Annotated in this window: 17 protein-coding genes; 12 read left to right on the top strand and 5 right to left on the bottom strand. The window is 36.7% G+C overall.

All coding sequences use genetic code 11. The annotated features are described in order from the left end of the window. On the top strand, positions 1-298 hold a 298-nt coding region (locus tag BMX83_RS07095; RefSeq protein WP_143059496.1), incomplete at its 5' end, for a transposase. Positions 299-457: 159 nt separating this feature from the next. Beyond that, on the top strand, positions 458-1,414 hold the full coding sequence (gene corA / locus BMX83_RS07090; RefSeq protein WP_091635267.1) for a magnesium/cobalt transporter CorA: 957 nt from the start codon (positions 458-460) through the stop codon (positions 1,412-1,414). Between the two features lie 82 nt (positions 1,415-1,496). Here the strand turns inward: corA and BMX83_RS07085 are convergent, their stop codons facing one another. The 3 genes from BMX83_RS07085 to BMX83_RS07075 form a co-directional block, all read right to left on the bottom strand. After that, positions 1,497-2,147, bottom strand: a complete 651-nt coding sequence (locus tag BMX83_RS07085) for a peptide-methionine (S)-S-oxide reductase MsrA (RefSeq protein WP_091635265.1) — start codon at positions 2,145-2,147, stop codon at positions 1,497-1,499. Between the two features lie 67 nt (positions 2,148-2,214). Beyond that, on the bottom strand, positions 2,215-4,140 hold the full coding sequence (locus BMX83_RS07080) for a heavy metal translocating P-type ATPase (RefSeq protein ID WP_091635262.1): 1,926 nt from the start codon (positions 4,138-4,140) through the stop codon (positions 2,215-2,217). 160 nt (positions 4,141-4,300) lie between these two features. Then, positions 4,301-4,618: an ArsR/SmtB family transcription factor gene (locus BMX83_RS07075; protein WP_091635260.1), complete on the bottom strand. Its 318-nt coding sequence runs from the start codon at positions 4,616-4,618 to the stop codon at positions 4,301-4,303. A gap of 253 nt (positions 4,619-4,871) precedes the next feature. Between BMX83_RS07075 and BMX83_RS07070 the strand changes: the two genes are divergently transcribed. Genes BMX83_RS07070 through BMX83_RS07050 form a run of 5 tightly spaced genes read left to right on the top strand, consistent with a single transcriptional unit; the run spans position 4,872 to position 11,100 of the window. Continuing rightward, the gene (locus BMX83_RS07070) at positions 4,872-5,783 is read left to right on the top strand and encodes an alpha/beta hydrolase (RefSeq protein WP_091635257.1); all 912 of its coding nucleotides are present in this window, start codon (positions 4,872-4,874) and stop codon (positions 5,781-5,783) included. A 14-nt stretch (positions 5,784-5,797) separates the two neighbouring features. Further along, on the top strand, positions 5,798-7,144 hold the full coding sequence (locus tag BMX83_RS07065) for a condensation domain-containing protein (protein ID WP_091635255.1): 1,347 nt from the start codon (positions 5,798-5,800) through the stop codon (positions 7,142-7,144). Then, complete coding sequence (locus BMX83_RS07060; protein ID WP_091635252.1) at positions 7,144-7,812, top strand: DUF6320 domain-containing protein; 669 nt, start codon at positions 7,144-7,146, stop codon at positions 7,810-7,812. Before BMX83_RS07065 ends, BMX83_RS07060 begins: the two co-directional genes overlap by 1 nt. Before the next feature lie 28 nt (positions 7,813-7,840). Further along, positions 7,841-8,236, top strand: a complete 396-nt coding sequence (locus BMX83_RS07055) for a (deoxy)nucleoside triphosphate pyrophosphohydrolase (protein WP_425425841.1) — start codon at positions 7,841-7,843, stop codon at positions 8,234-8,236. 2 nt (positions 8,237-8,238) lie between these two features. Then, the gene (locus BMX83_RS07050) at positions 8,239-11,100 is read left to right on the top strand and encodes a DEAD/DEAH box helicase (RefSeq protein WP_091635251.1); all 2,862 of its coding nucleotides are present in this window, start codon (positions 8,239-8,241) and stop codon (positions 11,098-11,100) included. A gap of 98 nt (positions 11,101-11,198) precedes the next feature. On the opposite strand, the gene BMX83_RS07045 is transcribed toward BMX83_RS07050, so the two are convergent. Continuing rightward, entirely contained in the window at positions 11,199-12,137 is a 939-nt protein-coding gene (locus tag BMX83_RS07045) for an alpha/beta hydrolase (RefSeq protein ID WP_091635248.1), read from the bottom strand. A 152-nt stretch (positions 12,138-12,289) separates the two neighbouring features. Here BMX83_RS07045 and BMX83_RS07040 point away from each other — a divergent pair, with 152 nt between their 5' ends. The 5 genes from BMX83_RS07040 (at position 12,290) to BMX83_RS07020 (ending at position 15,541) form a co-directional block, all read left to right on the top strand. Then, on the top strand, positions 12,290-12,607 hold the full coding sequence (locus BMX83_RS07040; RefSeq protein ID WP_091635246.1) for a rhodanese-like domain-containing protein: 318 nt from the start codon (positions 12,290-12,292) through the stop codon (positions 12,605-12,607). Position 12,608: 1 nt separating this feature from the next. After that, a complete protein-coding gene (locus BMX83_RS07035; protein WP_091635243.1) occupies positions 12,609-14,267 on the top strand; it encodes an FAD-dependent oxidoreductase in 1,659 nt (552 codons plus the stop codon). Further along, positions 14,260-14,556, top strand: coding sequence for a rhodanese-like domain-containing protein (locus BMX83_RS07030; protein ID WP_091635240.1), 297 nt, complete (start codon positions 14,260-14,262; stop codon positions 14,554-14,556). Before BMX83_RS07035 ends, BMX83_RS07030 begins: the two co-directional genes overlap by 8 nt. Before the next feature lies 1 nt (position 14,557). Beyond that, entirely contained in the window at positions 14,558-14,818 is a 261-nt protein-coding gene (locus BMX83_RS07025) for a metal-sensitive transcriptional regulator (RefSeq protein ID WP_091635238.1), read from the top strand. Positions 14,819-14,938: 120 nt separating this feature from the next. Then, on the top strand, positions 14,939-15,541 hold the full coding sequence (locus BMX83_RS07020) for a PepSY domain-containing protein (RefSeq protein WP_091635235.1): 603 nt from the start codon (positions 14,939-14,941) through the stop codon (positions 15,539-15,541). Positions 15,542-15,706: 165 nt separating this feature from the next. On the opposite strand, the gene BMX83_RS07015 is transcribed toward BMX83_RS07020, so the two are convergent. Further along, a complete protein-coding gene (locus BMX83_RS07015) occupies positions 15,707-16,972 on the bottom strand; it encodes an MFS transporter (protein WP_425425840.1) in 1,266 nt (421 codons plus the stop codon). Between the last annotated feature and the right edge of the window lie 553 nt (positions 16,973-17,525).

The following is a 17,525-nucleotide window of genomic DNA, read 5'->3' as shown; positions in this document are numbered from 1 at the left end:
CAAAAAATACCATATTCGCTTGTCTGGACCCAAACTGGGGAGACCCAAAAAAGACGATCGTGTGGACAAGACGATTGAATACAAAGATAATCGAGACCGTATCCAAGTTGAGCGCGACTTCAGCTTAGCCAAACGCTGCCATGGGCTGGGAATGATTCGAACACGTCTAGCCGAAACGACCTTTTCAACGATTGCTTTAGCAATCGTTTCTTTGAATTTATCCAAAATTCAAAGAAACTTTCTGCGCGCTTTATTTGATCGAAACTTTAGGAGTTTTTTTCGTGCGTCTTCCATTTAAAACTCGTCGGTTTATCAATTTAGTACTTGTTCAGTAAACACTATATAGGGTATCATTTGAACTGATATGAATAATATATTTCAATTAGAATGTTAGAATAGTTCCACAAATTATCGTATAATGAAATGACTAGCGCTCTTACAAAGGATGTTTTAAACAATGATCAATATTATCGGTGTGCTACCGGATGATACAATGGAGACCAATGTCAAAGTAACGCAAGAAAATTTAAAGAAGTACAAGTGGTATTGGGTAGATTTTAGCAATCCTACAGCGGATGAATTTCGATTGTTGGACACAGTCTTTAACTTCCATCCCTTAGCTATTGAAGACTGCGGAATCGTACTTCAGCGGCCTAAATTGGATTACTATGATGGTTATGATTTCTACGTTACACATACAGTTAAGCAAGAAGGAAAAGAAACTGTCAAAGAAGAGCTTGATTTTTTTGTGGGTGATGATTATATCATTACCTTTCACTTTGAAAAATTAAACGAAGTAGAGCAGGTATGGGAGAGAATTAAATCGCAATCTGTTGTCGAAAAGTGGGACCCGTATTATGTTTTTTACCAGACGCTGGATAAACAAGTGGATGCGTATTTCCCTGTCATTTATGATATCGAAGAAAAATTAGATTCGATAGAAGATAACACACAAAATCAGTCGATGGATGAACTGATGGATGAGCTTTTTGATATCAGACATACGCTTTTGCATATCCGTCAAACGGTTAATCCTATGCGAGATTTATTGTATCGCATGCTAAACTCTCAACATCTAACAGAAGTGCGCAATCGCCGCGAGTACTTTTCTGATATTTACGACCACTTACTTAAAGTGTCAGAAATGGTTAGTTCAAACCGTGAAATCACAACAGATATAAGGGATAATTACCTTTCAATGACATCCCATCAGTCTAATGAAGTTATGAAGGTCTTGACGATTATTACTTCTATTTTTACACCCCTAACATTGATTTCTGGGATTTATGGTATGAACTTTCGATACATGCCTGAGCTGGATGACAGATATAGTTACTTTATTGTTTTGGGAATGATGCTGTTTATTGGTCTTTCTTTATTTTACTGGTTCAAGAAAAAAGGCTGGTTTGACTAGTTATGATGTTATAAACTGAGCCCCACCCAAACGTAGGACATGTGCCTATGTTTGGGTGGGGGTTTAAACTTATAAAAATGACTTACCAACGAATGGTTGCGAGCATTTCTCGAAGGAGTGCTTCTTCCTTTTGGGTGAGCTGCCACTCAGAGAGTTCGTTTTTAATGGCATCTAATCGGCCGTGTTCTTTAACAAATCCGTTTAAGCGTGCCGCGATTGTGGAATGGGCAAAGCTTGTATGGTCATTAAATAAAGGAAGAAGCGAAGTCATTGCTTTTTCAAAGCGTTTCAAAAAGTACTTTTGATGGCGTTCTTCAGCGGGATAAAAGGGTACATCAAATTGAATCTCCGTTTGTATCGTTTTTCCATACTTATTTTCAAGCTCATTTTTTACTTTTTCTGCTATGCGTAATTGTTTAGTGGAATGAACGATTAAAAGGGATATATATTGGCGTTCTTTGAAGTATCGATCCTTAAAAGCATCATGGCTATCCCAGAAAATTCTTAAAATATCCTCGTAAGACAATAGTGTAGAATCGAACGCTATTTGAACTGTTTCTGTATGGTCCCCCATATTTCTGTAAGTTGGCTCTGAAGATGTGCCTCCAGCAAAGCCTGTACGTGTATGAATAACACTGCTGTATTGGCCAAATTGACTTTCAGGACCCCAAAAGCAACCCATGCCGAATGTTGCGAACTCTAGTTGTTTTGCGCGTCGATTGAGATTCTGCATATGATCTCCTTTCTTTTAGTGCGTGTGATGAAATAGTGATATTTTTAGTTATATCGTATTTAATGGATTACTTAGAGGCTAAGAGCCTTAAACCATTTAGTATAACAACTAAGGTACTGCCTTCATGAATAATGACGCTGAGTGCAATGTCAGTTAGCTGAAGCATGCTGACGATAATTAAAAATATAACGACAGCCATTGATAGAAAAATATTCTGCCAGATAACGCGACTCATTTTTTTGGCAATCTTATGCGAGTTAACTAATTTGGATAGGTCGTTTTTCATTAAAACAATATCTGACACATCTACTGCGACATCTGTTCCTTCTCCCATGGCTATGCCGACATCTGCACTAACAAGGGCCGGTGCATCATTCACACCATCGCCGACCATCGCTGTTGTTCCAAATTTCTCTTTTTGTTCGTTGATAATGGCTGATTTATTTTCTGGTAATACATTGGCGATCACTTCATCAAGACCTAATTGTTCTGCGACAGCTTTTCCGGTCATTTCAGAGTCACCAGTTATTAAGGTAGTATGAATATCCAGAGACTTAAAGTACTCAATAGCCTCTTTAGTGCCTTCTTTGGGAACATCCATTAAGGCTATAAGACCTATGACGTGTTCATCTTCTGATATATAAACGACCGTCTTCCCATCAGCAGCCCATTGTTCATTCAACTGCCTATATTCTTGAGACACATTTTCAAAAGAAGTAGGTTTACCTATGCGATACACTTTGTCATTATATACTCCTTCTAGACCTTTACCTATTTGGTTTTCAACGTCTATATCGTATTTATTAGTCGCTTCGAATTTTTCAAGAATAGCTGTTGCTAAAGGGTGATTTGATTCGCTTTCCATTGCAACTACAATATCAATCATCGTTTCTTTGTTTACAGAATCGTTAAAGTAGACATCTGTAACTTCTGGTTTTCCTTTAGTAAGCGTTCCTGTTTTATCAAAAGCAATGGCCTTAATAGCGCCTAACTGAGATAAATACGTACTTCCTTTAGATAAAACGCCACGCTTTGCTAAGTTGGAAGTGGTTGATAATGTCACTGAAACAGTAGCAGCCGCGAGAGCACAGGGGGATGCAGCGACTAAAAGGACTAACCCTCTGTATATGCTCTCTGACCATGTCCAGTTAAATAAGAAGGGGGCAAGTATAATGACAAGCAGTACGGCAACTAAGACAAAGTTAACATATTTAGGCTCGAATCTTTGAATAATACTTGCTGCTTTCGTTTGATTGGTCTGGTTTTGATCAACAAGTTGGACAATTTTAGAGAAAACAGTGTCATCACTTTTCTTGGTTACTTTCATGGTGAAAGAGCCTGTTCCGTTAATCGTACTGGCAAACACGGTGTCTCCTTCTGATTTTTCTTTTGGCATACTTTCACCATTGATTGAGGACTCATCGATAGACGTCGTGCCAGAGAGAACGGTACCGTCGATGGGAACTTGGTCACCATTTAACACTTTTAGTTGATCACCAATGTCTAATTCACTTACGTCAACTGTTTTTGTATCTCCATTAGGTTTTATTAAACGTGCTGTTGTTGGATTCATTTCAAGCAGATTGGATATCTCTCTCTTACTTTTTCCTTCAGCATAGTCTTCCAAAAAATGTGCTCCAGAAAAGATAAGAATTAAAAGGGTTCCTTCCCAGAAACTACCGATCAAGGAAGCGCCAATTGCAGCTAAACCCATTAAAATATGTGAATTAGGAGAAAATTTGCCTTCTTTTTTAGTGTTTTGAATGGTTTCTCCTATACCCTCAAGAATAACAACATGATAACCAGCGGATAGAGAAGCTAGAGCAAAAAGGGCATTTTTTATGAATGGCTGGTTATTGCTCAAAAATAATGCAGTAGCAGCCACTATCAAACCAATGAAATACAGTACTATAGGTGCCTTCCCATGATTATGGTCATGTTCTGTGTGGTGAACGGTATGTTCATGATGATGTTCTGTTTCTGAATCAGTCATTGTGCTATATCCTCCATTTTTTATTCGATTACTATAAAGTTAATAATTAAATGTGAAAAAGTAAATTTTAGAGAGTGATTTTATCTGTAATACCAGTATACATTAATATATTACAATATAATAATGTTTAAGGCGTTCTCTTGAAAAATTTTAGGTTCTTTTAAGAGTGTCTTACATGATTAACCATTTGCTCAAGTGTATTGATGACATGTTCATCATCGTAGGAATAGTACACAGTGGTTCCTTCTCTGCGGTATTTTACCAATTGAACATTTCTGAGGGCCTTTAGTTGGTGAGACACATTGGATTGCTTGAGTCCCAGTCTATCAACGATTTCATTAACAGATAACTCTTCTTTAGAAAGTAGATTCAGGATCCGAATACGCGTTGGGTCGCCTAGTATTTTAAAGGTTTGAGCAACACGTGATAAGACTTCTTTCTCTATTTCTGTTTGTTCGGGAGTATTTTTTTCCATCATAACTAACCTCACTTTCTAAATGCTAAAGAGTATGTAAAAGGTGTTTTTTGTCCTTTTATATATTACAGTATACTTGAAAGTTCGAGCAGGGTAAAGTTTAAGTATCTTTATAAAAGGAGGCATCGCATAAACTATGAAATTTATTCAAAACGTAGGTTAATTAAATACAATTAGAAAAATAAAGGTTTATTTTTGGTATACTTTAAAGTAAATATAAACAAAGAATACTATTTTACGATAATGAGGGGAAAATATGAACCCAGTATTTAAATTTTTATTACGCCTAGCTTCCTCACCGCGTATTGATATGCAGGAAGACTACCAGTGGGTTAGAAAAATGCAAAAACTCTTTTCTAGTGCACCATCGGCTCGCTACCGTATATTGGATGAAAAAATTTATTCAATAAATAAAGACCATGAAATACCTGTACGTATTTTTTACCCTAAGCAAAAAAAACACCCAGAACCTATACTCTACATCCATGGAGGGGGCTGGGTTACTGGTGATATTGACTATTATACGCGCGCGTGCGTTAATATAGCGGATCACCTCGGACGCGTCGTTTACTCTGTTGATTACCGTCTGGCTCCGGAAAATCCTTTTCCAGCCGGCTTGGAGGATGTTTATCGCGTTGCGGAAGTTTTACTCACACCATTGGAAGGCGAACAGGAGGAAGACTGGATCATTATGGGGGATTCTGCTGGGGGGAACTTAGCAGCCGTTGTGTCATTGCTTTTCAAGAAACGTCAAAAAAGGATGCCTAAAAAACAAGTTTTAATATATCCAGTGACTTACTGGGATCATACGGAGAACTCACCTTTTGAATCAATCAAAACGAACGGCTATGATTACGGTATGACGATAAAGAAGATTCAAGGGTTTATGGAATTATACAGTCCAGATTTATCCGAAAGAAAAACGGCTTTGATATCCCCATTAATGGCGGAAGATTTGACTGAGCAGCCAGAAACATTAGTGCTGACAGCTGAATATGATCCCTTGCGTGATGAGGGTGAAGCGTATGGAAAAGCCTTAAGAAAAGCAGGGAATATAGTGAACATTCACCGCGTTTTGAATAGTGTTCATGGATTTATTAATTACCCAACATTTACTGAACCGGTAGAGGAAACATTGAAAGTAATGGATGATTTTTTAATCAGATAGAAGGAGGTGCAGCTATGGAGGAGAAAAAATGGGTTAGGCTTGATCATGCTTCCAATATTTTTTTAGCTGCCAAAAATGAAACAGATACGAAAGTCTTTCGCTTATCTGCTGAAATGACAGAAATAGTCGATCCTGTTTTACTTCAATCTGCTTTAAAAGAGACGTATAAAGCCTATCCTTTGTTTCATAACGTCTTAAGACGGGGGCTTTTTTGGTATTATTTAGAGGAGGATGAAGGTCTACCCAAGGTGAAACCAGAAACGGCTCCCCCTTGTTCGCCACTATACCACTACGATAGGCGAGAATTGCTTTTTCGCGTGCTTTATTATAAGGACCGTATACACCTCGAAGTCTTTCATGCTTTGACAGATGGGACAGGCGCGTTATGGTTCTTTGAAGACCTCTTGGCTGAATACGTTAGGTTAAGACAAGCTAAACAGCTCGAATCTATGGATAAACCGGAAAGACGAGAAAAAGCGGACTTAGAGGATAGCTTCAAACGGTATTTCAGCAAAAAGAAAAAGTATGCGACCATCGAGGCGAGTATGAGGCCTCTAGAGAGATATAAAGATATAGAAACAGCAAGTGGAGATGAAAAAGTAGAGAAGAAACCCAGAGCATCAGCTGTGTACCATATTAGAGGCGAGAAAACACCTGACCACAGACAACGCGTCATTGAGTTGAGTACTTCTTTGACTGGTGTATTGAATTTAGCGCGTGTTGAAAATGTTTCTTTAACTGTTTACATGACTGCTTTGTATATGTTGGCTGTTTATCAGGCAAGTAAAAATAAATCCAAGGATGTTACGGTTACGACCTCAATACCTATTAATTTGAGACAATTCTTCCCATCGGTCTCAGTTAGGAATTTTTTTAGTACAACCGTTGTTTCTTATACATTTAAACCAGACCAGGAAGATCATTTAGATGGTTTATGTACTGTGTTGAAAAAGCAACTGCAATCACGTTTAAAAAAAGAAGCACTTGAAAAACGCTTGAAAAGATTCATGAGATTCGAATTTTATCCACTCATTCGTATTGCGCCTCGTCCGCTAAAAGATGGTGTGTTAAAAGCAGTAAATTATTTCAATAATAAGAACATAACCGTCGCTATGTCTAATTTGGGACGCGTTCAATTACCGGAAGGGATGGAAGAATATGTGAAGCAGACATTTTTTTACACATCTGCCGTCCGTCCCCAGTTCTGTTTGATGAGTTACAGAGAAGTGTTATCTATATGCTTTACGAGTCCGTTCATTGAAACCGATATTCATCGAGAGTTTGTGCGCCTACTAACAGAAAGAGAGATTGATGTGACAATGGATGTGAATAAAGTATCCAGAGAGGAGATAAATGAGTAATGAAACATTGCCCGGAGTGCCATGCGGATTTAAAGGGAGAGTGGTCAACATGTCCACTTTGTGAGAGCGATTTGAAAATGGAAAAATGCGATGAACGAGAAGAAACGGATTTTCCAGATATCCCTCTAAGATTTAATCGTAAAAAAATTCGATATATACTCAGCCTAGCTTCAGTCTTGATAACGTTGCTCTATTCCATAGCTCATTTTATTTGGCGCTTTGAATTCTTTAATCTTGAGTATGTCCTTTTTGGTATTATGATCATGTGGCTGATGATGGTTGTTATAGTGAGGAAACGTCGTAATATAGTGAAAGGTATCGCGTATATTCTCTTTTTGATTTCCATCATAAGTTTGTACTTTGACTATATCAACGGCTGGCTTGGGTGGTCTTTAACTTTTGTGATTCCAATAGTATGTGTCTCAGCCTTACTTTCAATGTTCATATCTATTCAACTAGTGAATTTGAAAGCAAAAGATTATATTCTATATCTCCAACTTGCAGCGATTATAGGCTTGATACCAGCAGTATTTTTAATCTTGGATTGGGTTGTCTTTTTACTACCAAGTCTCTTGTCTGTCCTATTAAGTCTTCTCATGTCGGTAGCTGTCTTTTTCAAACATCGACGCGCTGTAATCAGCGAACTGGAAAAACGAATGCATGTATAAAGAATACTTAAATAGGGAAGTGTATGTGATGAAAGAAATTTATGTAGTAGGTGCAATAATAAAATCTCAAAGCAAGGTTTTATGTGCACAAAGAAGTGATAAGATGTCTCTTCCTGGATTATGGGAATTTCCTGGTGGGAAAATTGAAGGAGAAGAAACGCATCAAGAAGCTTTGAAGAGAGAAATCAATGAAGAACTTAAGATGGATATAAGGGCATCTGATCAATTATTTAAAAAAGTTACGTATGATTATGATTTTGGACGCGTTCATTTATCAGCCTATAGATGTGAGCTCATAAAAGGGACACCTATTTTAACTGAACATCAGACTGTGAAATGGCTAGAGATAGACGACTTGGATAAATTAAGCTGGGCACCAGCTGATATTCCGATCGTGGACAAACTGAAGAAAGAGGGAATCTAAATATGACGGATATGCTCACGCGTTCATTAAAGAAAGCATTTATTGATAATCAGCTTCAAGGTTCATATTATGACCCGTATTTAATTATTAATGATGCCTCAAAAAAAGAATTTATGCTGAACGTTTTACACGAAGAATTGAATACGTGTACAGATTTTTTCTTCTCAGTTGCTTTTGTTACTCAGGATGGGTTAGCGTCATTGAAAACTCAGTTAGCTGATTTACATGAGAAGGGTATCAAAGGTCGTATTTTAACATCTGTTTATTTAGCGTTTAACAAGCCGGACGTATTCAGTGATTTACTTAATATTCCAAATGTAGAGGTCCGTATTTCAAATAAAGAAGGGTTCCACTCAAAGGGATATTTATTTACACAAAAATCACATCATTCATTTATAATAGGTAGTTCGAATTTAACTATGCGAGCGTTAAAAATAAATTATGAATGGAATGTAAAACTAACTTCTTATAAACATGGACAGATGATCCAGGATATTGGGAATCATATGGAAGATGAATGGCAGCAAGCTGAAATATTAACGAAGAAATGGATTGATGATTATCAGAATAACTACAATCCAAAAGTGGACTTGAAGGAATCATTAATAGAAGAAGCCCCTCTTTATATTCGTCCCAATATGATGCAAAAGCAAGCACTTAGAAATTTACGTGAACTTAGAATGCGTGGTGCGGATAAAGGTCTTGTGATATCGGCAACCGGAACAGGAAAAACCTTTCTTTCAGCTTTTGATGTCAACCAGTTTTCGCCTGAGCGTGTTTTATTTATCGTTCACCGTGAACAAATTTTAAATAAAGCACAAGAGGATTATAAAAAGATCCTTGGCGGTCCTTCTTCAGACTATGGGATATTGTCTGGAACACGCAAAGACCATGATGCCAAGTATCTTTTTGCAACAATTCAAACACTTTCGAAAGAATCCATACATAGTCAGTTTTCAACAAATGCCTTTGATTATATTTTGATTGATGAAGTACATAAAGCCGGAGCTGAATCTTATCACAAAGTTATTGATTATTTTTCTCCCCAATTTCTTCTAGGAATGACCGCAACCCCAGAGCGAACAGATAATTTCAATATATTTGAACTGTTTGACTATAATATCGCTTATGAAATTCGTCTCCAGGAAGCGCTGGAAGAGGATATGTTATGTCCATTTCATTATTTCGGAGTTACTGATTTTGAAAAAAATGGAGAACTGATTTCTGAAGAAACAGATTTTTCTGATCTTGTTGAAGAAGAACGTGTGGAGTACCTTTTATCCAAACTTAATTACTACGGCTGTTCAGGCAATAATGCGAAGGGGCTTATTTTTTGTAGCCGAAAAAAAGAAGCTCAAATACTTGCAGATCAATTCAATGCGAAAGGTATAGCAAGTGCTTATTTATCTGGTGAAGACAATCTAAAAAAACGAGAATTCGAAGTTGAGCGTTTAGAAAAAGGAGAAATCAATTATATCTTTACGGTGGATATTTTTAATGAGGGAATAGATATACCCAAAATTAACCAAGTCGTTATGCTGAGGAATACTCAGTCAAGTATTATCTTTATTCAGCAACTTGGCAGAGGTCTACGTAAAGATCCTTCAAAAGACTATGTAACCGTCATTGATTTCATAGGAAATTATAAGAATAATTACTTAATTCCTATGGCTTTATCAGGGGATGTTTCTAGAAATAAAAACAAGGTGAGAAAAGATACATATGATACTGATTTTATTTCAGGCGTATCATCTATAAATTTTGAAGAGATAGCAAAAAAGCAAATTTTCGACTCTATTAATAATACAAAGATGGATGCCATCAAAGAGCTAAAAAAAGCTTACGCCCTCCTTTATAACCGTCTCGGAAGAGTTCCTTATTTAAAGGATTTCAAAGAACAGAACGTGATTGATCCCATACTATTAGCTGAAAAAAAGAAGAGTTATTATGGCTTTTTAGAAAGTTTGAAGGAAAATGAAATAGTATTAAATGATAGTCAACAACACTATCTGATGATTGCTACACGGGAATTTCTTGCTGGAATGAGACCTCATGAGGTTTTATTATTAGAGAAACTGATAAATATACATCAAAAAAATGAGCGTGAATATATTTCTGTTAATGCATTGCAAAAATGGTATGGGAGTTTAGGATTATTATGTAGTGATGAAACAATATCATCTATAATCCGAACGTTAGACTTAAGTTTCTTCACTGGTATGACAAAAAAGACATTTGGTGATGCTCCGTTTATTTTAGAGGCTGAAAATAAAATAGAACTCACTGCATCTTTCAAGTTGGCATTAGCTGACACATATTTCTACAAATTATTTATAGATATACTTGAAACAGCTCTTTTAAATTCTGAAAAATTTAATACAAAAAAACAGTTGACCGTTTATCAAAAATATAAGAGAAAGGATGTTCTAAAGCTTTTGAATTGGAAGGAACAAATGGTTGATCAGAATATTGGCGGGTATACAGCAAAAAATGGAGTATTCGTCATCTTTGTTACCTTAGAAAAAGGAGAAAATTTTAGTGGTGCATTGATGGCTTACGAAGATGAACTGCTGGATGCTAGTACTATGAAGTGGTTTACTAAGTCACCGCGGACATTAAGGTCTCCAGAAATAGAAAAATTGAAAAGTCCATCAATATGGACATACCATCTATTTGTAAAAAAATCAGATGATGAGGGAAGTGACTTCTACTATTTAGGAGAAGTTTTACCAATTCAAAACACAATTGAAGAAATAAAGAAAACAACGCAAGAGGGGAAAAAGAAGAATGTAGTAACACTGCATTTAAAATTGGAAAAACCAATTGAAAATAGTTTGTATCGTTATTTGACTTTGAAAGAGTAGGTACATTCCTTAATGATTAGTAATATAAATAGAATCAAATAAATTAAAAATAAGCACTAAAAACACCAGAACAAAAACGTTCTGGTGTTTTTAGTATGTTATGAAAAATAGTTCTCTAAGAAATTTGTGACGCGTCGACGATATTCCGATTTATTTGTAACATACGCATAGGCATGACCAGCTTCTGGAACAACATAAAGTTCTTTTGGTACTCTGGCTGCATCAAAGACATCGTAAACCATATCCGTAGGGACAAAATCATCTTTTTCGCCATGAATAAACAGCATTGGCGTCTGACTATTTTGTACTTGAACTTGCGGATTAGCTTCTCCAAACCAAAAACCTGCTTTTAGTTTCGTCACAAAGCTAGTCAGAGGGATGAGTGGATACTGGGGTAATTTATACATCGTTTTTAATTGGTGTGCCATTTCCTTGGAAACAGAACTATATCCGCAGTCTTCTACGATAGCTTTAACATTTTTTGGTAAGTTTTCACCGCTCACATTCATAACGGTAGCGCCGCCCATGCTCAGGCCATATAAAGCAATCTCTGCCTCGTCACCAAAACGTGCAATCATCTGTTCAATCCAGAGAGTGTAATCCTTTCTCTCGTGCCAGCCAAAGCCGATATAATCGCCCTCGCTTTCACCGTGCCCCCTAGCATCAGGGAGAAGCAAGTTAAAACCAAGATCATAAAATAATTTTGCCCAGGGTGCCATATCACGGTTACTACCGCTATAACCATGAGCAATAATAGCTACTTTCTTAGACTTTTCTTTAGCTGGGATAAACTGGCCTGAAAGAAGTAAGCCATCTGTTGCCTGTTGCGTTACTACCTCTTTTTTTACTGTTTGGTACCATTGTTTTTCCTTCATCCAGGGATCATCTGGATATATTTCTTCCATACTATATTCAGCAACGAATTCTTTTTTACTGATTCCCACAGCTGTTTTATAAAAGTATGTACTTGCATACGCGAGAATACCTGTAGTTAAACCAGTCACACCAAGTAAACGCCATTTCGTTTTCTTCTTCATAAATGCTCCTCCTATAGTTTCTTTAATACTAGTATAGCGTAGAATGTTGAAAATAATGCGAAGATAGACGAATCATTCTTGACAAAGTAGGTTAGAAGAATTAATATACCGGTAGGGGTATATTTACGAAGATTAATGAAAAGAGGTTATTTATGTTTAAACTATTCAATCGAATACCAAGTATTTCAACGAATCAGCTAGAAAAAGAGCTAAATAACAAGACCGTTTTATTGGATGTACGGACTGGAGGAGAATACCGGCAGGGGCATATTTCAGGCGCCAAAAATTATCCACTAAATAAAATAGGGCAATATAAAAATAAGACAAATGAAACAATCTATGTTATCTGTCAATCCGGGATGAGAAGTAAACGTGCAGCCAAAGTACTACAAAAAAAGGATTATCAAGTTATTAATGTCCGTGGTGGAATGAACCAATGGAATGGAAAAGTAAGAGGAGGAAAATTATAAAATGAGTAAAGTTATTATTGTTGGAGGAGTAGCTGGTGGCATGTCAGCCGCTACCCGTTTGCGTCGTTTAGATGAACAGGCAGAAATTATTGTTTTTGAAAAAGGACCTTATGTCTCTTTTGCAAACTGTGGATTACCTTATTACGTATCAGGAGAAATCGAAGACCGAGATCAATTACTGGTCCAGACGCCTGAAGCACTGTATGATCGTTTTCGCTTAGATGTAAGACCGCATCATGAAGTGGTTTCGATTGATGCAGAAAATAAAAAGGTAACGGTTGAACATAATGGAGAGGTTTTGACTGAAAGCTATGATAAGCTTATTCTTTCACCTGGAGCCAAACCGTTTGTTCCGCCTATTGAGGGAATAAAGGAAGCAGAAAATATCTACACACTAAGAAATGTACCCGATTTAGATAAAATAATGAAGCGTATTGATAATAAAAACCCTAAAAAAGCCGTTGTTATAGGTGCGGGTTATATCGGCATCGAAATGGCAGAAAATCTCAAGCATAGAGGTATGGAAGTTGTCCTTGTGGAGAAGGTTCCACAAATACTACCGACATTAGATGAAGAAATGGCAGCGTCTATCGAGAGTGAGCTAGAAGAAAAAGGTGTTAAAGTATTGACGTCTCAATCAGCCGTCGCTTTTAAAGACAAAGGAAAACGTGTCATATTAGAAGATGGAAGCGAATTGGGAACAGATATGACAGTTATGTCTGTGGGTGTGAAGCCTGAAAATAGTTTGGCTGAATCTGCCGGTATCGCATTAGGTCTAAGAGGCGGTATTTTAGTGGATGAAAAGTATGAAACAAATATCTCTGATATCTATGCAGTTGGCGATGCCATTATCGTTAAGAATCAAGTGACAGGTGATGATGCTTTGATATCACTTGCTTCACCAGCTAATCGTCAAGGGCGTCAGGTAGCTGATGTCATCATGGGAATGAAACGCGAAAATAAGGGAAGTATCGGTACAGCCATTGTTCGCGCATTCGGACTTACGGCAGCTTCAACGGGTTTAAGTGAACGTATGGCTAAATCGAACGGCTTAAATGTTGCAACTGTCCACGCGCTAGGTAAGGATCATGCAGGTTATTATCCAGGGGCAACAGATGTTACATTGAAATTAGTCTTTAATCCAAATGATGGAACGCTTTATGGCGCCCAAGGAGTAGGCGAAAAAGGTATCGATAAACGTATTGATATTCTTTCAACGGCTATAAAAGCAGGACTAAAGGTCCAAGACTTGCCTGAGCTTGAATTTACCTATGCACCACCATTTGGTTCAGCAAAAGACCCAGTTAATATGATCGGCTATGCTGCACTTAACATTATTGAAGGCTTGAGTGATTCAGTGCAGTGGCATGAATTAAATAATGAGCTTGAAAAGGGATCAGTGTTATTAGATGTGCGAAGCGAAGCAGAGCTAAAAGAATTTGGACGCTTTCCTGATTCAATTAACATTCCTTTAAATGATTTGCGTGATCGTGTAGATGAACTGGATAAAAACACAAGCTATGTTATCAGTTGTCGAAGTGGCCAAAGGAGTTATATTGGTGAACGTTTACTCAAACAACTTGGCTATAAAGTTAAAAACTTAGATGGTGCTTTTGCACTGTATCAGACTGTAAAACCCGAGGAGATTGAACATGTATAAATCAATAAGTATGGATGAGTTTCAGCAAAAACAGAAAAAAGAAGAAATAAATATTATAGATGTAAGAGAAAGAGGAGAGTTTATTTCCGGTCATATTCCAAAGGCTATCAACACGCCTTTGAGTGACTTTGGTCAGCATTTAGATAAAATAGACAAAGACAAAGAAAATTATATTATTTGTCAGTCGGGGAGTCGTTCGTCAGTGGCCAGCGATTATCTTGGCAACAATGGATATAACGTCACAAATATAATGGGAGGCATGTCAGCCTGGAGAGGAGAGATAGAGTAAGATGGTGAAATGCGATAAAAGTATTCATAATAGACTTAAACGAACAGAAGGACAAATTAGAGGGATCCAACGTATGCTAGAGGAAGAAAAAGAGTGTTCAGATGTCGTTACTCAATTATCAGCGGTTCGCTCAAGTATAGATCGTATCATGGGTGTGATTGTCGCAGAAAACTTGAAAGAGTGTATTGAGAATCCTTCAATGAATCAAGAAGAACAGAATGAAAAAATACAAAAAGCAATTCAGTTGGTAATAAAGAAATAATAAACGTTTATCTCGGCATGTATCTCTTAGGAACATAATCGTTTTAAATGAACATCCCAAACATTCTTGGTAAGATGGAAGTGTGAAAAGATGAAACATTCATTTTAGGAGGAAATTCGGATGGCTAAATTTAAAATAGCAAAATATGGTGTGCTTTCTTTATCAGCAGGTCTTGTACTTTCAGCATGTGGTGGGGAAGAAACTACTGAAACGACAGACATGACAGATGATACTGAAGTCACAGAGAATAATGAAACAACAGAAGATACAACGAATGACGATATGAATCAGGTGGATGTGAAAGGGATAGAAGCGCTTGATTTTTCTGTTTCCCTAAACGATGCAGTCGATGTTTTTTATGAAACATTTGAATCAGAAAACATTAATATTGAATCCATTCAATTTGACGAAGATTCTGGCCGATATATGTATTCAATCGATGGTTGGGACGGAGAGTTCAACTATGAATTAAATATAGATGCAGACACTAGTGAAACCTTTGAGCAAGAAAAAGAAGAAGATACTGACAAAGAGAATACAATTAATATAGAAGAAATAATTATGCCAAAAGAGGCCATGGATGCAGCACTTGAAGCAAGCGGATCCGGTTACGTGGAAGAGTGGGAACTGGAAGTAGAAAATAATCAAACGATTTATGATATTGATATTGAAGGTGGCGGCGACGACCAAACGATTGACGCGCTATCCGGTGACGCTCTTTAGAGCATTATAAATGAATAACGGACTATGAAAAAAGGAACGAGGTTATATAACCTCGTTCCTTTTTTTGCACTTATCGATATAAAGCGCCTAAATAAAAAGCGAGTTGATGAGATTTCAAGACTCCTCAACTCGCTTAACAATAGTTTGTTTAATTCAGAATCGTTTTTATAGCGTTTCTGTTTTAGATGTTTCTTTTGCCATAAGTGCAAAGGCTATTAATCCAACAATCATCATGACTGCTGCAACGTAGAATCCAATTTGCATTGAACCTAACTTATCTGCTAAATAACCAGTAACGTAAGGAGCAGAGATTGCACCTGACATCCCAACAAAGTTATATGCACTTAAAGCTGTACCGAGTGATTTACGCGGTGCATGTTTACTTACATAAGCAACTAAGATTGGGTCCATAGCTAATTTACCAGTGAATCCATATAATACAAGCATTCCAATTAATAGTGTACGGTTTGTAACGAAAGCAATTGAGAATACAGAGATTAAAGCAAGTGGCATTAGGATATAAACTAATTTTTTAGTGCTACCCAATTTGTCTGCACGGCTTGCAAAGAATAAAGCCCCAGGGATTGAAGCCCAAGGAACGAGTGAAGAAATGAAACCAACACTTGAACCGACAAATCCACGTTCTTCAATTAAGAAAGTTGGTAACCATGTAAGAACAACGAAGTTCGCATAGATACTAACAAAACAAAGAATGAATGCTGCAAGTAAGCTCTTGTTACCAAAAATAGCTTTAAGAGAAATGTTGCTTGAATCATCATTTTCTTCTGGTTTAGACTGCTTAGCTTGATCTTGTAAGTTACCTTGATCTTCTGGTCGAACAACTTTTTCTTTTAATACAAAGAAAAATAATAGACCAATAATCATAGTTGGAACACCCATGATGAAGAATGGACGGCTCCAGTGTTCACCGTTTTCTAAAACCAAGTAACTTGAGAGTAAGAAACCACCTGAAGTACCAAATGCCATACCACTATTAATAATAGCTGTACCAAGAGTTAATCGACGTGTTGGGATAGCTTCAGTTGATAGCGCATATTGAGGTCCATAATAAGAACCTCGGCCGATACCTGCAACGGCACGGATGAATAAGAACATTACAAAGGTCGTTGCTAAACCTGTTGCATAAGTCATTGCACCGAAGAGTAAAAATCCGATCATAATAACAAAACGACGACCAATTTTATCACCTAATGCACCCAAAGGAATCTGAGCAATGGCATAAGTCAGGAAGAAGATACTGTTTGCCAAACCTAAGTCTGCGTTACTTAATCCAAATTCCTCACCAATAACTGGCATAAGCGGGTTAAAAATTGTACGTGTTGCATACATTAGTATCCAACCTACAAAACTTAGAGCGACAACACGAATCCAATATTTATTAGATACTGATACTGCTTCTTTTTTATTCAAAAAAATTCCACCTTTCAAATTATCTTACATATTTAACTTAATCATAAGAGGGGATCTACTTTAAATACATATTTTATTTAAATAAAATTTCGACTATGACTTGAAAACTTAATATCAAAAAATATAAAGCATAATTCATAAAAAGTTATATGTATGTGAGTAGTTTCTCTTATTTCGTTACAGAATATCCTCCTTTCAAAAAAACTTGTGTTTTCATTCTACATGTATCTTTTTAATAATTCTTTACCCTAATCGGATAATTTCATAACCAAATAATTGACAAAAAGTGGAAAAGAAATAACGTGTTTTCTAGATATTTACATCGTAAAATCTTGATTAGAGTTTGTTTGTGAAAAAAATCAATTTTCAAAAGTGAACATGCCTATTTTGATAATGTTTTAAAAGAGAGGATTAACAAAAAGTTTAACGCTTTCACAAAGTGTTAGCGCTTAAATTGTCAAAAAATACGATAGAATAAACAGGGTGAAATTAGTATTTTTCGGGAAAATAAAATTCATTAAAGCGTACTATTTAGTTTATATAGCAGCGCATT

The sequence above is a fragment of the Alkalibacterium gilvum genome (genome assembly GCF_900109085.1).
Taxonomy (GTDB): Bacteria; Bacillota; Bacilli; order Lactobacillales; family Carnobacteriaceae_A; genus Alkalibacterium; species Alkalibacterium gilvum.
This window is presented reverse-complemented; position numbering and strand designations above follow the sequence as displayed.

Excerpts from the sequence above, each read along its gene's own strand:
- corA (WP_091635267.1), top strand. The coding sequence starts at position 458 with ATGATCAATATTATCGGTGTGCTACCGGATGATACAATGGAGACCAAT.
- BMX83_RS07085 (WP_091635265.1), bottom strand. The coding sequence starts at position 2,147 with ATGCAGAATCTCAATCGACGCGCAAAACAACTAGAGTTCGCAACATTC.
- BMX83_RS07080 (WP_091635262.1), bottom strand. The coding sequence starts at position 4,140 with ATGACTGATTCAGAAACAGAACATCATCATGAACATACCGTTCACCAC.
- BMX83_RS07075 (WP_091635260.1), bottom strand. The coding sequence starts at position 4,618 with ATGATGGAAAAAAATACTCCCGAACAAACAGAAATAGAGAAAGAAGTC.
- BMX83_RS07070 (WP_091635257.1), top strand. The coding sequence starts at position 4,872 with ATGAACCCAGTATTTAAATTTTTATTACGCCTAGCTTCCTCACCGCGT.
- BMX83_RS07065 (WP_091635255.1), top strand. The coding sequence starts at position 5,798 with ATGGAGGAGAAAAAATGGGTTAGGCTTGATCATGCTTCCAATATTTTT.
- BMX83_RS07060 (WP_091635252.1), top strand. The coding sequence starts at position 7,144 with ATGAAACATTGCCCGGAGTGCCATGCGGATTTAAAGGGAGAGTGGTCA.
- BMX83_RS07055 (WP_425425841.1), top strand. The coding sequence starts at position 7,841 with ATGAAAGAAATTTATGTAGTAGGTGCAATAATAAAATCTCAAAGCAAG.
- BMX83_RS07050 (WP_091635251.1), top strand. The coding sequence starts at position 8,239 with ATGACGGATATGCTCACGCGTTCATTAAAGAAAGCATTTATTGATAAT.
- BMX83_RS07045 (WP_091635248.1), bottom strand. The coding sequence starts at position 12,137 with ATGAAGAAGAAAACGAAATGGCGTTTACTTGGTGTGACTGGTTTAACT.
- BMX83_RS07040 (WP_091635246.1), top strand. The coding sequence starts at position 12,290 with ATGTTTAAACTATTCAATCGAATACCAAGTATTTCAACGAATCAGCTA.
- BMX83_RS07035 (WP_091635243.1), top strand. The coding sequence starts at position 12,609 with ATGAGTAAAGTTATTATTGTTGGAGGAGTAGCTGGTGGCATGTCAGCC.
- BMX83_RS07030 (WP_091635240.1), top strand. The coding sequence starts at position 14,260 with ATGTATAAATCAATAAGTATGGATGAGTTTCAGCAAAAACAGAAAAAA.
- BMX83_RS07025 (WP_091635238.1), top strand. The coding sequence starts at position 14,558 with ATGGTGAAATGCGATAAAAGTATTCATAATAGACTTAAACGAACAGAA.
- BMX83_RS07020 (WP_091635235.1), top strand. The coding sequence starts at position 14,939 with ATGGCTAAATTTAAAATAGCAAAATATGGTGTGCTTTCTTTATCAGCA.